Origin of the sequence: Streptomyces sp. NBC_00667 (genome assembly GCF_036226825.1) — a bacterium.
In the GTDB taxonomy this organism is placed as follows: domain Bacteria; phylum Actinomycetota; class Actinomycetes; order Streptomycetales; family Streptomycetaceae; genus Streptomyces.
The window spans coordinates 399,770-413,165 of record NZ_CP109023.1; the positions used below are offsets into that span (position 1 = coordinate 399,770).

General features: G+C 69.1%; 11 protein-coding genes and 3 pseudogenes. 6 read left to right on the plus strand and 8 right to left on the minus strand.

What is annotated here, in order from left to right:
* The first annotated feature begins 27 nt into the window (after positions 1-27).
* Positions 28-402 carry a cupin domain-containing protein gene (locus tag OHA81_RS34265; protein ID WP_329203292.1) on the plus strand — a complete coding sequence of 125 codons (375 nt, stop codon included), beginning with the start codon at positions 28-30 and terminating at the stop codon, positions 400-402.
* Here OHA81_RS34265 and OHA81_RS34270 read toward each other — a convergent pair.
* Both OHA81_RS34270 and OHA81_RS34275 read right to left on the minus strand, forming a co-directional pair.
* Positions 399-1,211: pseudogene (locus OHA81_RS34270) on the minus strand (hypothetical protein); the annotation flags it as partial. The gene OHA81_RS34265 and the pseudogene OHA81_RS34270 sit on opposite strands and share 4 nt — an antisense overlap.
* Before the next feature lie 19 nt (positions 1,212-1,230).
* Positions 1,231-2,283, minus strand: coding sequence for an aldo/keto reductase (locus OHA81_RS34275; RefSeq protein ID WP_329203294.1), 1,053 nt, complete (start codon positions 2,281-2,283; stop codon positions 1,231-1,233).
* 92 nt (positions 2,284-2,375) lie between these two features.
* On the opposite strand from OHA81_RS34275, the gene OHA81_RS34280 reads away from it, so the two are divergent.
* Together OHA81_RS34280 and OHA81_RS34765 are read left to right on the plus strand one after the other, a co-directional pair.
* Entirely contained in the window at positions 2,376-3,032 is a 657-nt protein-coding gene (locus OHA81_RS34280; RefSeq protein WP_329203296.1) for a TetR/AcrR family transcriptional regulator, read from the plus strand.
* An 18-nt stretch (positions 3,033-3,050) separates the two neighbouring features.
* Positions 3,051-3,357 (plus strand): annotated as a pseudogene (locus OHA81_RS34765) (IS110 family transposase); the annotation flags it as partial.
* Positions 3,358-3,382: 25 nt separating this feature from the next.
* On the opposite strand, the gene OHA81_RS34285 reads toward OHA81_RS34765, so the two are convergent.
* Complete coding sequence (locus OHA81_RS34285; RefSeq protein ID WP_329203298.1) at positions 3,383-4,216, minus strand: hypothetical protein; 834 nt, start codon at positions 4,214-4,216, stop codon at positions 3,383-3,385.
* A gap of 408 nt (positions 4,217-4,624) precedes the next feature.
* The gene (locus OHA81_RS34290; protein WP_329203398.1) at positions 4,625-5,014 is read right to left on the minus strand and encodes a winged helix-turn-helix transcriptional regulator; all 390 of its coding nucleotides are present in this window, start codon (positions 5,012-5,014) and stop codon (positions 4,625-4,627) included.
* Positions 5,015-5,156: 142 nt separating this feature from the next.
* Between OHA81_RS34290 and OHA81_RS34295 the strand changes: the two are divergent.
* Positions 5,157-5,816 (plus strand): annotated as a pseudogene (locus OHA81_RS34295) (NADPH-dependent F420 reductase); the annotation flags it as partial.
* Positions 5,817-6,201: 385 nt separating this feature from the next.
* Here the strand turns inward: OHA81_RS34295 and OHA81_RS34300 are convergent.
* The 3 genes from OHA81_RS34300 to OHA81_RS34310 all read right to left on the minus strand — a co-directional run bounded on the left by OHA81_RS34300 (position 6,202) and on the right by OHA81_RS34310 (position 9,294).
* Complete coding sequence (locus OHA81_RS34300; RefSeq protein ID WP_329203302.1) at positions 6,202-6,396, minus strand: hypothetical protein; 195 nt, start codon at positions 6,394-6,396, stop codon at positions 6,202-6,204.
* Between the two features lie 412 nt (positions 6,397-6,808).
* Positions 6,809-8,380 (minus strand): alpha/beta hydrolase, encoded by a 1,572-nt coding sequence (locus OHA81_RS34305; protein ID WP_329203304.1) that lies wholly within the window; start codon positions 8,378-8,380, stop codon positions 6,809-6,811.
* Positions 8,381-8,631: 251 nt separating this feature from the next.
* Positions 8,632-9,294, minus strand: coding sequence for a hypothetical protein (locus tag OHA81_RS34310; protein ID WP_329203306.1), 663 nt, complete (start codon positions 9,292-9,294; stop codon positions 8,632-8,634).
* A 212-nt stretch (positions 9,295-9,506) separates the two neighbouring features.
* Here OHA81_RS34310 and OHA81_RS34315 point away from each other — a divergent pair, with 212 nt between their 5' ends.
* Together OHA81_RS34315 and OHA81_RS34320 are read left to right on the plus strand one after the other, a co-directional pair.
* Entirely contained in the window at positions 9,507-9,881 is a 375-nt protein-coding gene (locus OHA81_RS34315) for a hypothetical protein (RefSeq protein ID WP_329203308.1), read from the plus strand.
* 263 nt (positions 9,882-10,144) lie between these two features.
* The gene (locus OHA81_RS34320) at positions 10,145-12,538 is read left to right on the plus strand and encodes a UvrD-helicase domain-containing protein (RefSeq protein WP_329203310.1); all 2,394 of its coding nucleotides are present in this window, start codon (positions 10,145-10,147) and stop codon (positions 12,536-12,538) included.
* 568 nt (positions 12,539-13,106) lie between these two features.
* Here the strand turns inward: OHA81_RS34320 and OHA81_RS34325 are convergent.
* Positions 13,107-13,322 carry a hypothetical protein gene (locus OHA81_RS34325; RefSeq protein ID WP_329203312.1) on the minus strand — a complete coding sequence of 72 codons (216 nt, stop codon included), beginning with the start codon at positions 13,320-13,322 and terminating at the stop codon, positions 13,107-13,109.
* Positions 13,323-13,396: the final 74 nt, after the last annotated feature.

The window sequence follows — 13,396 nt, forward strand, 5'->3', positions numbered from 1 at the left end:
GTAGCTTGTCTAGAGGAGGGCAGAACCATGCCGTTCATCCGCAGTGACGAGGCCGTCGTACACGAGATTCACGGTGGACGCTTCGTTTCCTACGTCCGTCCCGACACCGGCAGCCGGGACCTCGCCGCCTGGCGCGTCGAGGTCCCGGCCGCAATGGTGGCGCCAACCCATACGATCAGCGACGAGGAGACCTTCTACGTCCTCTCCGGTCGCCTCAGGCTCACCATCGACGGTGAGAGCGCCGAACTCCGCGCAGGCGATGCGGCAGTGGCACCTGCAGGCTCCGAACTGGCAGTCGCCAATACCACCGACCAGCCCGCCCACATGTGGGTCACCACACGTGTCGGGCTCACCGCCAAACTGGCTGACGGCAACATCATCACCCCGCCCTGGGCTCACTAGTGTGCTGATGACCGCGTAAATTCGCCGGGTTCTCCATGATGCGGTGGCGAGAGGCGCCCGCCCCAGCGGATGCCCTTTCGCTTCGGATGCGGGCGCGTTCCTCGCGTTCGGCGGCCAGGACGTCGCGGTGACGGGCGTTGGCACCGCGCCACGGCAGATAGGCGTGCAGTGCCCGGTCTGCACAGTGTGCTGGGACGGTGGGAGCGGGCGGTAGTGAACTGTCGCAGCGGTCCGAAGTGGCCTCGATGGGGTTCGCCCACGAGGCGTAGGTCGGGGTGAAGCACAGCTCGACCTTGTTCTTCTTCGCCCAGCGGTGGATGCCGGTGCCCTTAGGCGTGCAGTGCCCCGGATCACGCAGATCGGGGTGCCGTCGGGACGGGCGGCGCGGATGGACTTCAGCGCGGCCAGTGTGTTGGCGACGCCCTTCTTGCGCCTGCTGACGCCCCATAGCCGGTCGTCGCCGACCGAGTAGCAGCCGTGGAAGTACCGCACGCGGTGGGTGCGGTGGGTGCGGTGGTAGGTGGCGGGCAGCCGGCCGGGGCGTCTGCGCGCGGCCCGGCCCGAGCCTGCGGTGGGGCGGATGCCGAGCGGGCCGAACTCGTCGAAGGCGAAGACTCGGTCCGGGAAGCGGTCAAGGGCTTCCTCTTTGCCTCGCGGTCGGGGTCCAAGGATTCCTTCCAGGTCTTGGTGCGCTGGAAGGTGACGCCGCGGCGAGCGAGCAGGCAGCGCAACGCCTCGCGGCCGATGAGGATCATCCGGCCGTGTACTTTGCGCAAAGGATCTGGGCGGCCGAACGCCGCGAAGTGCTCGGGCGGGTGTGGGCGAGCGTCAGGCCTGAGGGCTGAGGCTCGTCATGGGAGGGTTGAGGCGGGCGAAGCCTTCCTGGCGTTCGTAGGGGAAGTACGGGTAGGGCGCCGGGCGGTGGCTGGCGGCGTCGAGGCGGGCCATCTGTTCGGTGGTCAGCTCCCATCCGACGGCACCGATGTTCTGCCGCAGTTGCTGCTCGTCGCGGGCGCCGACGAGGACGGTGGAGACGGTCGGGCGGCGCAGCAGCCAGTTGATGGCCACCTGGGGGATGGTCCGGCCGGTGTCCTGCGCGACGTCCTCGAGGGCGTCGACCACGTCGTACAGGTGGCCGTCCTCCACCGGCGGGCCGTAGTCGGCGCTCTGGTGCAGTCGGCTTCTGGCGGGCAGAGGGCGGCCGCGGCGCAGCTTTCCGGTGAGGCGGCCCCAGCCCAGCGGGCTCCAGACCACCGCGCCGACGCCCTGGTCACGGGCAAGGGGCATCAGCTCCCACTCGTAGTCGCGTCCGATGAGGGAGTAGTAGACCTGGTGGGCCGCGTAGCGGGGGTAGCCGTTGCGGTCGGCGACGGACAGGGACTTCATCAGCTGCCAGCCCGCGAAGTTGGAGACCCCGACGTAGCGGACCTTGCCGGAGCGGACGAGCTGGTCGAGGGTGGACAGCACCTCCTCGACGGGGGTGGCGGCGTCGAAGCCGTGGAGCTGGAAGAGGTCGATGCGGTCGGTGTCGAGCCGGCGCAGGGCGTCCTCGACCGCGCCGATCAGGCGGGAGCGGGAGGTGCCGTACTCGCCGGGGCCGTCGCCGGTGGGCAGCCCCGCCTTGGTGGAGAGGATTACCTGGTCGCGCCGGCCCTTCACGGCCCGGCCCAGGACCTCCTCCGAGGCCCCCGCCGAGTAGACGTCCGCGGTGTCGAAGAGCGTGATGCCGGCGTCGAGGCAGATGTCGACGAGCCGGCGCGCCTCCTGCGCATCCGTGCTGCCCCAGGCGCCGAAGACGGGGCCGCGGCCACCGAAGGTGCCGGCGCCGAAGCCGAGGACGGAAACCCTGAGGCCGGACGAACCGAGCTGCTTGTACTCCATGACGGACTCCTTCTGCAGTAATGGAACCGTAGACCCGTTAAGATGGTCTCAACGTAACAGTTGATCGTCGCTAATGGAACCAGGGACCCGTTATGATGCTTCCAAGTGATGCCCCGACACCCGCAGACGGCTCGGGGGACGGGTCCGTCGAGCCGGGGACCGTCCGCCCCGGGGGCCGGACGGCCCGAGTACGGGCCGCCGTCCTGCAGGCAGCCGGCGACATGCTGGCCGAGCAGGGTTTCCACGCGCTGGACCTCGCCGAGGTCGCCCGGCGGGCCGAGGTCGGCAAGACCACCGTGTACCGGCGCTGGGGCACCGTGACCGGCCTGGTCGCCGACCTGCTGACCGACATGGCCGAACAGTCGCTCCCGCGCGCCGACACCGGCTCGCTCGAGCAGGACCTGCTGGCCAACGCCGAGCTCGTCCGACGCACCCTGTCCGACCCGCGCCAAGGCCCCCTGTTCAAGGCCGTCATCGCCGCCGCCACAGGCGACGCCCGGACGGCCGAGGCCCTGCACCGCTTCTACGAGATCCGGGTCGCGGAATGGGCGCACTGCGTCCAGGACGCCATCGCGCGGGGGGAGGTGCCGGAGGGCACCGACGCTGCCGAGGTGGTGCGGGCCGTGTCAGCCCCGCTGTACTACCGGCTGCTGACCACGGACGCTCCCCTGGACGAAGCCGCGGCCCGGCAGGCGGCCGGAGCGGCAACGGCAGCCGCCCGCGCGGGAGCCTTCGCCGGGACGCCGTAGACATCGGCCCCACGCTTCGACGACACCGGCAAGCTCCTGGCCCAGTGCCGGACCAGCGACGATCTGGACGGCTACCACCTGCTGCTGGACCTTCCGGCTGAGCCGGCGACACCGCCGAGACACCGGTCCCAGTGGCCATCGACCCTCAGCCGCAAGAAGCCGGACCGGGCGACGCCTCGGCCGTGGCGAACACATCCGCATCGATGCGCCAGTGCATCACCCTCTGCCCGCCGACACCGACCTGGCCCAAGCGGTCGCCGTCCCGATCCGCGCCCAGCAGGACGCGGTCTGGAACCGGCAGCAGGTCACCAATCAGCTTCGGTCCGGGTCAGTGCGTGGAAGGGCTGGAATCACGGGCTTGGCATCAGGTCAGCGAGTGGAAATGCCGTTACGTCTTCAGCAGGGCGCGACAAGTGCAGCACGGTGTGGAAGTAGCCGTCGGTCTCCTTCCCGTACGGGTCTTCGCCGGCCGCGGTGACCGCGTGGACGGCGTATTGCTGCTCATCCGTGCCCGTGAAACGTCGTTGTCGGAACGGGTGCGCGGTGGCCTTCTCGGTGACCAGGCCGAATGACTCCAGGCATGCGGCGATGGACGTGTATGAGGCGGTGCGCAGCACGAAGGCCGCGACCCACACGGGGTCCTGGGCACAGGCCAGGACCGGTTGGAAGGTGCGGGGTGACAGGAAGGACGACCCTCCGGTGATCGTGATCAGACGGGTCTGCCGCGCGGCGCGGCGCAGAGGTGGAGAGGGAGGCGCGGTTTCGAGGTTCTCGGCGAAGCCTGCCTCGATCAGTCCGACTTCGCGTGCGTAGGAGATGGCGTTCGCCGCCATGTCGAGTCCGATCACGCGAGCCGGGTTTGGGCGCCGACGCGCCGCGTAGTAGCTGCGGTCCCATTCGATCAGTTCGGCTGTGGTGAGGGCGGTGGCGTGCGGCGACGTGTAGTGGGCATAGAGGTCGTCCAGCGTCACGTCGTGGTTGAGGAGGGCGGCGTTGATGCCGTACGAGCAGCAGATGTCCATCACGGTGACCGGTTCTGCCGCGCGGGCCGTCCGCCCGCGGGCCGCGAGCACCCGCCGAAAGACGCTCTGCCCGTGATGCGGGGTCTGGTATTCCAGCGGGCCCAATGCCTGGAAATAGGCCCGGGGATCCGGCTGATCGTAGATGTCGTCGAACGCAGTCATACCCTCTGGGGCGGGCATTTCCGATGGCTGCCGGCCATTGGCAGCGACGTTTGCATGTCCCCGGTTCCGCGCTCCACTCATGCAATTCTCCTCACACAGCCCAGGTCTGCTATCCGGCCAGAATCGGTCATCCCGATGCCGTACAGGAAGAAGGCAGTAACGAAACCGGCCACGCGCCGCACGACTCGCCGTCCAATGGGAACGCCGCACCGAGCACTACGACGCGTTCGTCTCCCTCGCCTGCAGCCTCATATGCTGACGACGCGTCAACAAGCGCGACTCATGATCCTGTTACGAGCTCTTGGGGAAATGGTGGCGAGAAACGGGAACAGAGTCCTGCGGGTGTCGCGCGACGGCGGCCTCCAGTGCCGGCTCGTCGGCCAAGTCAGGGGTAGTAAGACGTCCTGGTTAGCTCCCGTACGGGCGGTCTTCTCGGGGTGCGAAGCGGGCTTGGGCCGCCAGGACGGCTTCTGTGTAGCGTCCCGCCCACGCGCCCATCGCACGGATCGGGCCCAGCAGTGCGACGCCCGCCTCGGTGAGGGAGTAGTCGACGCGTGGCGGGGCCTCGGCGTACGCCTGGCGTGCGACCAGACCGTTGTACTCAAGGCGGCGCAGGGCTTCGTTGAGGACCTTGGGGCTGATCCCGCCGATGCGTGTGATCAACGCGCGTGGCCTCATGGGCCCGCTCTCGCCGAGGATGTACACGATCACGCTGTCCCAGCGGTTCGACAGGACTTCGAAGGCCACCCTCGCCTGGCAGTCCGCGGCGTACTCGCCGCCGCCCAGGTCCTCGCCCATGCCTCGTTCGTCTGCCTGTGCCGCCGTGTCGCTCACGCGATCATCCTGCCCGGCCCGATGCACACCACGTGGTGTGCATCGGCGCGCCTAGCGTCCTTTCCGTCACACCTCGCACGTCTCGCGACACGGACGACAGGAGCAGCACATGCGCATCGGCATTCTTGGTACAGGGGCGATGTCCACGGCCCTCGGCGCGGCCTGGGTACGCGCTGGCCATGACGTTCGGGTGGGCGGGCGGGACACCGAAGCCGCCTCCCGCACCGCCCTGCTCACCGGCGCCTCCGCGCACGGCAGCCTCGCCGAGGCCGTGGCCCACGGCGACGTGGTACTCCTCGCCGTGCCCGCGGGCGCCGCGCCGCAGCTGGCCAAGGAACTGGCCCACCTGCTCGCCGGGCGGACGGTGATCGACTGCACCGTTCCCATGGCGCCGGGCGAGGACGGCCCGGCCCTGACCACGGGCGGCGCCATCTCCGTCGCCCGGCTCATCGCGGAAGCCGCCCCCGGCGCCCATGTGGTGAAGGCGTTCGGGGTGTGCCACGAGAGCATCTGGACCCTGGACCGGCCGCTCTTCGAAGGGTCCCCGCTGGCGGTCCCGTTCTGCACCGACCAGCCAGGCGCCGCCACGCGGGTGGCGGAGATCATCACCTCCATGGACTGCACGCCTCTGCCCTGCGGCGGGCTCGATCGCGCTGCCCTGCTGGAGGCCACTGCCGTCTTCGCCGTCGGCGTCTGGTGGTCAGGCGCCGAGGCCCGCTTCGCGTTCCCGGCCCCGGCCCTGGCCCCGGGGGCCGTCGACGACTAGCCAGGACCTTTCCGGCCCATCCCGCGTGGGGCTGTGGATCGAGTGGGTCTCGCCAGGTCCGTTGCGTTGCGCAGGTGAGCACAACCACGGTCCCGAAGCAAGCACCGAGGCGTTCCCCGAATTCAACGACATCACTATTCCGGATGAGGCGAGTGTTGCCACGGCAGGACAACAGACGTCCTCGACACCCGGCTACAAAGCCACTGGTGACTTTTCTGGTGAGTGGCGGGCCGGTGGTGAGTTTTTCGGTGAGTGCCGGCTGCTGCCGGTGACGGTGCGCGGCGGTGCGCGCGGCCGCCCACCCGGTTCTGGCCTGAGGGAGGAGCGGGGCGTGCGGGCGCGCAGTGTGCGCTGGGGTCAGTTGCGGTCGGGGGTGGTGCTGGGGTCAGTTGCGGTCGGGGGTGGTGCTGGGGTCGAGGGTTCGTCGGCCGGGGACGGCCGGGTGGTTGTCGGTGGCGGCCTGGGCGGGCGCGTTGGCGTCGGTGCCTTCTGCGGCGAGTCGGGCTCGGCGTCCGCCGTGGGGTTCGGTGGCGTGTGTGGTGGGACAGGGTCCGGTGCCCAGTAGGCGGCGTTCGATCATGCGGCCGCTTTCCCGGTGCCTGGTCCGCCCCGGTCAACCGGGGGGAAACCTGGGGGGAAGGCGTATTTCCGGCGGGTCTGCATTTTGCCTGGTCAGACCACCTACATTTCACTGTCATGGAGCGTGAAGGGGGAGGTGGTTGGCAGACAGCGGGCCGTGGTGCGTTGGTCCTGTTCGGTGCTTGTTTCGGGGCAGCGCGCCGAGGTGTCGCACCTCGTACACGTGCCGCCGCCACGCGCCGGCCTCGGTCTCCTCGGTGCGGCTATAGGAGTCGAAGAACGCCACGCGGGCATCCTGCCTGTGGATCATCTGATCGTTGGTTCATGTGTGTCGCTGACTGACGCCCAGTGGGCCCGCATCGAGCCCGTGTTCCCGGACCGGACTCCTCGTTCGGAACGTGAACCGTGGGCCGCTACCCCGCCTGCTTGACGCAGGTCCGGTCCCTCGCCGGCAGCTTGCCGGTGGCCAGGTACCGGTTGACCTGGTCGTCCACGCACACGTTGCCGTAACGCCCGAAGAGGGCGTGCCGGTTGGCACCTTCGAGGGTGACCAGCCTGGAGCTCGGCAGCTGCTTGTGCAGCTCGACGCTTCCCTTGTACGTCGTACGCGGGTCCCCGGTGGCGGCGACGATCAGTGCAGAGACATCGCGCCGCACCCGGGTGGGCTCTTCGCGCGGCGAGTCCCAGAAGGCGCACGGGTTGATGTTGTTGGTCAGAGCGCCGAAAAGCGGGTGCGCGATGCGGTTTCGCTCGATGTCCCGCCAGTAGAGCTCGGGATCGCGCGCGGCGGCGACGTCCCCGCAGATGACGGCGGACTGCGCGCCGGTGGGCTCGCCCTCACCGCGCAGCACGTACCGGAGCTCCGGGACGAGCATCGGCGGCACCGTCGCCGGCCGGCCCTCCGCGGCTTTGGCCAGAGCGGAAACCAGCTCGCCGAACGACGCCCGCGCCGGGGCGGTGTCGTCCGCGATGCCCGAAAAGAGGAGGAGCGGCACCTGGCTGTCGTCGATCCGGAAGGCATCGGCGCCGACGCCGATGGTCAGCGCACCGCGTGCGGCCGCCGCGACGATGCGGTCGACGGCGACGAGCACCTCGGCGCGGCTGCGGCCGAGGCCGTAGGTGTCGTGGTGCTCCGCGGCCCAGGCGGCCCAGTCGGACAGAGCCTTCTCGTTCTCGCGCTCGGTGCCCCTCAGCAGCCGGGGGCGGTAGTCGCTAGGGTTGATCGCCCCGTCCAGCACCATCCGGTCGTGGCGGCCGGGGAACATCTGCGTGTAGACCGTGCCCAAGTACGTACCGTACGAGTAGCCCAGGAAGGAGATCTTCCGCTCGCCGAGCGTGCCGCGGATGACGTCCATGTCGCGGGCCGTGTTGCGGGTGGTGATGTGCGGGAGCACCTCGGCGTCCTTGGCCCGGCACTTGTCGGCGAGGCTCTTCTGCAGGGCGACCTGGCGGTCGAAGCCCGCCCGGCCGGTGCCGGCGGACAGCCAGGTCATGCCGACGGGCAAGCCGCAGTCCAGCGCGGTGCTGCGCCCGATGAAGCGCGGGTCGAAGCCGACGATGTCGTAGCGCGCGCCGACCTCCTTCATCGACGCACGGGCCTGCGGCGGAGACTGGAGCGCGGGACCGCCCGGACCGCCGTTGTTGAGGAGTATCGCGCCGATGCGATGGCGGGTGTCGGTGGCCTTGAGCCGGGAGATCGCCACGGTGATCGTGCGCCCCCGGGGGTCGGCGTAGTCCAGGGGCACGGTCACGTCGGCGCACTGCACGCCCGCCTGGTCCAGATCGCGGCCCGTGGTGTCGTCGGCGCCCTTGATGCAGCTGCCCCAGCCGAGGTGCTGGCGGTAATACCTGTCCAGTCCGGCCCCGGAGCTGTCCTGGGCGGGGGTCTCGGCGGCCGTGGCCAGGACTGGGGAGGACGTGAGGCAGGCGGCGAGGGTGAAGCTCACGGCCAAGGCGCGGCGTGTGGCGGGGCTGACAGTGGCCACGGGGTCTCCTTGAGTATCGTCCGCTTCGTGTGATCGCATGCCCCGAGGCTAGGAACCCGCCCTGGTACGGCACATCACTCGAGGGCACGAGGACCCCCGTCCTGTCCACGCCTGGTCCGGGACCTGCGTCCCGGACCGGTCTCCTCCTCCGGGAGGAGACCGTCGGCGAGAGTGCGCTATGAGAGGTTGCCCTTACAGTCATGAGCCCCCAGCCTCACATCTCCCCGCAGGTACCGCAGTGGCGTACCGATCTACTGCTCGGCGGTGCCGTCTGCGTCGTCAATCCCGTAGAGCCGCCCTTGAAGCCGTTCGCCGGCCCAGTCCAACCCGACGCCCAGGTCAAGCCAGTGCCGATCCTTTCGTGATCCGGGCGGTGAAAGGTTCACCGCCGCCCAGGAGAACACCCCAAGGAGGACGGAACGCCCGTGCTGCGCTGAGTGCACGGACAACGCAAACCGCGCGGCGAGTGCCGCGCGGGTGACCAACATGACCTGCTCGTCCTCAGCATGTCGACGCCCGGCCGTCAGAAACCGGGGCGCTTCAAGGACCTTGACCCACTCGACCACTGCGTCTGCCACCTGGGCGCACAATGACCCTTCGATGCCCTTCCGGACGGCGGCCGCCGGATCATCGCCGAGCCAGCCCAGCCAGTGATCAGGATCGGTGAGCTTGCTGAAGTCGTCCTGTGGCACCCCGTGACGGGGGTTCTCCTGGTACTTGCCTGTCAGTTGCCCGTTGCTGTCCACCACCCACGCGCCGCGGATCGCCTCGGGAGGTACGTAGCCGTTGGGGTCGTCGATGTACGACGGGTCGATCTCGGCGACGCTTCCGCCGGGATTCTCAGCAGCCGCAGCCAGTAGTGCCGGCTCGTTCGGTATGCCCGTACGCCGGCTTCGCGAGCCAAAAAGTCCCACTTTCCCACCCCCACCATCGTGTCCGCCCAGTCGAACGCGATTGTGCCGCACCGGGCAGGACCACGTGGCGCGGTGCGCGACGGCTACGGGTGGGTGAGGAATCGCGGCGATCAGGTCTGTCCATTCCCCACGCACGGGATGGGGATTTCGCAAAAAGCGTCATCAGCTGTGCGGAGGCGGATGCTGAGGGGAGTGCCGAGGCGTTGTCGGTAGTGGGGGCCACCACGGACGTCATGGAGGACATCACCGTCCGGTCGGCGTCCGCCGACGCGGTCGGCGCCGTGTGTGAGGCCATCCACGCCCAGCTCGCCGCGTGGGTGCCGGGGACGCTGGACGTGTACGTACGCCGCCACCCGTACGCTCCGGAGACGATCGCGCTGCTTCTGGACGCGGTTGAGGGCGCAGCCTCCTGCACGGGCCTGCCGGGGGGAGCGGACCTTGCCCGCTGTGAACTGCGCGAGGCGGCCGTCCGCGCGGCGGCCGCCGCTTACGAGCCGGGGAGGGATGTGCGCGTCGAACTCGCCGCGGCGTTGGCTGGGTGTCGCCGGGCGGCGGTCGCCTTCGGCCTGCTCGTTCCCCTCCGGTAGGCCACGGTCGTAGGTGAGGAGAACGCGTACTACCCGGTTCCAGCAGGCGCGGACTGGCCGAGATAACCCCGCACCTGACCTCGCCACCGCACTGGCCCCGACACGCGCGGTCGAACTCGGGTTCACAGCACATACGCACACACCCACCTCTGTCCGAAAATGATCACCGAACGTGTGATTGCATTGACTCACGGTCGTCAGCGTGGGGAATCTCTGGGGCTGCGGTTCGTGAAACCGCGCTTCCCAGGGAGGAACCCCAGGACATGGAGCCGACGAAGGAACAGCAGGCTGCCCGTGAGGTATTTGCCTCCGGCCGGGACTTGGCATTGGTCGCGGGTGCCGGCACAGGCAAGACGTCCACGCTCATCCTGATGGGCGCCGCGACCCGCGAGCGCGGGCTGTACGTGGCCTTCAACCGGGCGATCGCCGATGACGCCCGCGGGCGATTCGGGTCCAATGTGGAATGCCGCACCGCGCACTCCCTGGCCTTCCGCGCCGTCGGCCACCACTACCGCGAGCGCCTGGACGCCTCGGCCCGGATCCCCGCCAAGCACACCGCCCGCCTGCTCGGCATCACCCACGACCTCGACGTCAACTCCCGCCAAATCAAGACAACCCACGCCGCGCGCCTGGTGATGGGCATGGTCCGCAAGTTCTGCTACACCACTGACCGGCAGGTCATGGCACGCCACATGGAGCCGGTCAACGGCCTCGACGGCCCCGGCCAGGACTACCTCGCCCGTATCCTGCTGCCCTACGCACACCGTGCGTGGGAGGACATCTGCTCGCCCGCGGGCCGACTGCGGTTCGAGCACGATCACTACATGAAGCTGTGGGCGATGACCTCCCCGCAGCTCGGCGCGGACTTCGTCCTTCTGGACGAGGCGCAGGACACCAACCCCGTCCTGGAGGAAGTCTTCCTCGCCCAGCACGCCCAGAGAATCTGTGTCGGGGACCCGGCCCAGCAGATCTACGGCTGGCGCAACGCCCGCGATGTGATGACCGGCTTCCCGGCCGAACAGCTGCGCCTTACCCAGTCCTTCCGCTTCGGCCCGGCCATCGCCGAAGTGGCCAACCGGTGGCTGGGACACGCCGAGTCGGAGATGCAGCTGACCGGCCACGGCCCCGCCTCCCGAGTTGGCAAGGTGGCGCAGCCCGAGGCGGTGCTGTGCCGGGGCAACGTGGACGCGATGAGCGAAGTCCTGTCCTACCTGGGACTCGGCATCCCGGTGGCGCTGACCGGCGGAGGCAGCGCGCTGCAGCGCATCGCCAAGGCCGCACTGGAACTCAAGGTCGGGCAGCGCACCAGCCACCCGGAGCTGTTCTTGTTCTCCTCCTGGGGCGAGGTGCAGGAGTACGCCGAGCAGGACAAGGCAGGCCAGGACCTCAAAGCGATCGTGCAGCTGGTCGACACCTACGGGCCAGACCAGATCATCGAAGCGGTGGACCGCCTCTCCCCGGAAGACAAGGCGCAGGTCACCGTTTCCACCGCGCACAAGGCGAAGGGACGGGAGTGGCCCTCAGTACGCATCGGCAAGGGATTCATGGCCCCGCCGGTGGACGACCACGGCCTGCAGCGCCCACTGAACGCGAGCGAGGCGCGACTGATCTACGTCGCCGTCAGCCGCGCCCGTCAACTGCTGGACCCCGAGGGCATCGCCTGGATCGACGAGTACGAAAAGACCACGTCCGACGCCGGCCGGGACGGCACGGTAGCCGGGCGGCCAATGATCGAACTGAGTCTGACCGGCCAGCTGAGATACGACTCCTCACCGATCTCGCAGTTCATGGCAGCCCACCTGCCCTACAGCCAGAACCTGGTCCGCGACTACCAGACCCGCATCGCCGGCCTCCCGCACCCGGTCCAGCCGATCGACGTGCAGTACCCGAACTGGTCAGCCCTAGGGCACGCCATCGACTACCGCCTCCGCCTCAGCCTCGGCGGCCGGCTCGGACTGGCCGTCGTCGCCGGCGTCATGCTCCTCGACGAGACCGGGCGGCTGCGCGGAGCACCGGCGCGCACCTCCCGCAAAGCCCTTCACACCGCGGGTCGTGAGCTGCTGGCCACCGTCGACGCCCACCTCGCCGATCCCGGCCGCCTGGAGGAGGACACGCTCATCCGGCTGTGCTTCGTTGCCGGCTTCTTCGAGGACATCGCCCGCACTGGTGAGATCCGCCGCTTCAGCATGCTCGGCTCTGCCACCCCCGCCACGACCCTGGACGACCTCACCGCGGCTGTCCCCGAGTACGTCGTGACCGACATCGATCAGCAGATGCAGCTCGCCGACGGCCCGTTCGCTGTCTTCCGGGCCCTACCGCAAAGCGCCCGGGTGTGTGGTCCGGTCTTCACCGGCAGCGGCGACATCGGCGGCGCCGACGCCGACTACATCCTCGACGGCCTCCTGCTGGACTGCAAAGCCACCAAGGACCCCCGCCGCCTGGGCCGCGAGGAGATCTACCAGCTCGCCGGATACCTCCTGCTGGATTACGACGACCAGTTCGGCATCGACCAGGTGGGCCTGTACCTCTCCCGCCAAGGCGGCCTGATCACCTGGGAGGCCGCCGACTTCCTGCGACGGCTCGGCGCGAGCGCCCCGCAACCGCAACTGCGTGCACAACTTCGCCAACACCTGCACAAGGCAACCCACGCCCGGTGAAACCGGCGGCTAGAGCCCTGTGGAGCTGATCAGGATCCCCAAAGGCACCGCGACGGCGGCACTGCCGACGACAGCGAGGCACCACAACGACGAGTAGCAGGAGCAGCACCCGCTGAGACAGGGACATCGGCCTGGATTCCTGGATCGGGCGCGGCACGAGTGCGCGCGTCCGTGGAGTCAGATGCGCTCGTCGACGAAAACGGCGTCTTCACATGGTGAGCGGCTGCCTTCGAGGCTGCTGCCGGTGTTGGCGGCATCTCCCAGGTGATCCGCTGAGCATCCGAGGGCCAGCGCCGGTGGGCCCGGCCTTCGGTCGGGCTGGTTGGTGTAAACGAGGTGGACCATCAACCCCGCCCCCTCGTGTCCCCACTGAGGAAGCGACTGCGCGGGCTTCTGCATGGACGACTATCGTCGCTTCCTCCGGTTGATGACGATGGGGATGACGACGCAGGCGATCGCCGCGATGAAGAGGATGATGCCGAGCGTGCCACCGGGAGTCCAACGGTGTGCGGCCAAATACATGCTGTCCGGTCCTTTCGTCGGTTTTGGCACATCGGGGCAGATGCGGTCATGAGGCTCGTCGGGAGCGGAACGCTAGCCAGACCACGAGGCATACGGCATCGACCACCACGGCGACCAGAAGAACCGGGAAGGCTGCTTGCCAGCCTCCCTTCGTCGCGAGAAGGGCCGCCAGCGCGTAGAGGACGACCGAGCCGGCGACAACGATCCAGGCGTTTCTACGGATGGCGGACTGTGACCCGTATCCGCCGATGATGCGTTGCATGTCCTTCATCCCTCCGTACTGACGTCATGCCTGTGGACCGGGGCGGCCGGCACTGGGCCGGCCGCCCCTCCTTC

Bases quoted from the DNA above. Each gene is read 5' to 3' on its own strand.
- OHA81_RS34325 (WP_329203312.1), bottom strand. From the start codon at position 13,322: ATGCAACGCATCATCGGCGGATACGGGTCACAGTCCGCCATCCGTAGA.
- OHA81_RS34280 (WP_329203296.1), top strand. From the start codon at position 2,376: ATGATGCTTCCAAGTGATGCCCCGACACCCGCAGACGGCTCGGGGGAC.
- OHA81_RS34265 (WP_329203292.1), top strand. From the start codon at position 28: ATGCCGTTCATCCGCAGTGACGAGGCCGTCGTACACGAGATTCACGGT.
- OHA81_RS34285 (WP_329203298.1), bottom strand. From the start codon at position 4,216: ATGACTGCGTTCGACGACATCTACGATCAGCCGGATCCCCGGGCCTAT.
- OHA81_RS34290 (WP_329203398.1), bottom strand. From the start codon at position 5,014: ATGGGCGAGGACCTGGGCGGCGGCGAGTACGCCGCGGACTGCCAGGCG.
- OHA81_RS34300 (WP_329203302.1), bottom strand. From the start codon at position 6,396: ATGATCGAACGCCGCCTACTGGGCACCGGACCCTGTCCCACCACACAC.
- OHA81_RS34275 (WP_329203294.1), bottom strand. From the start codon at position 2,283: ATGGAGTACAAGCAGCTCGGTTCGTCCGGCCTCAGGGTTTCCGTCCTC.
- OHA81_RS34320 (WP_329203310.1), top strand. From the start codon at position 10,145: ATGGAGCCGACGAAGGAACAGCAGGCTGCCCGTGAGGTATTTGCCTCC.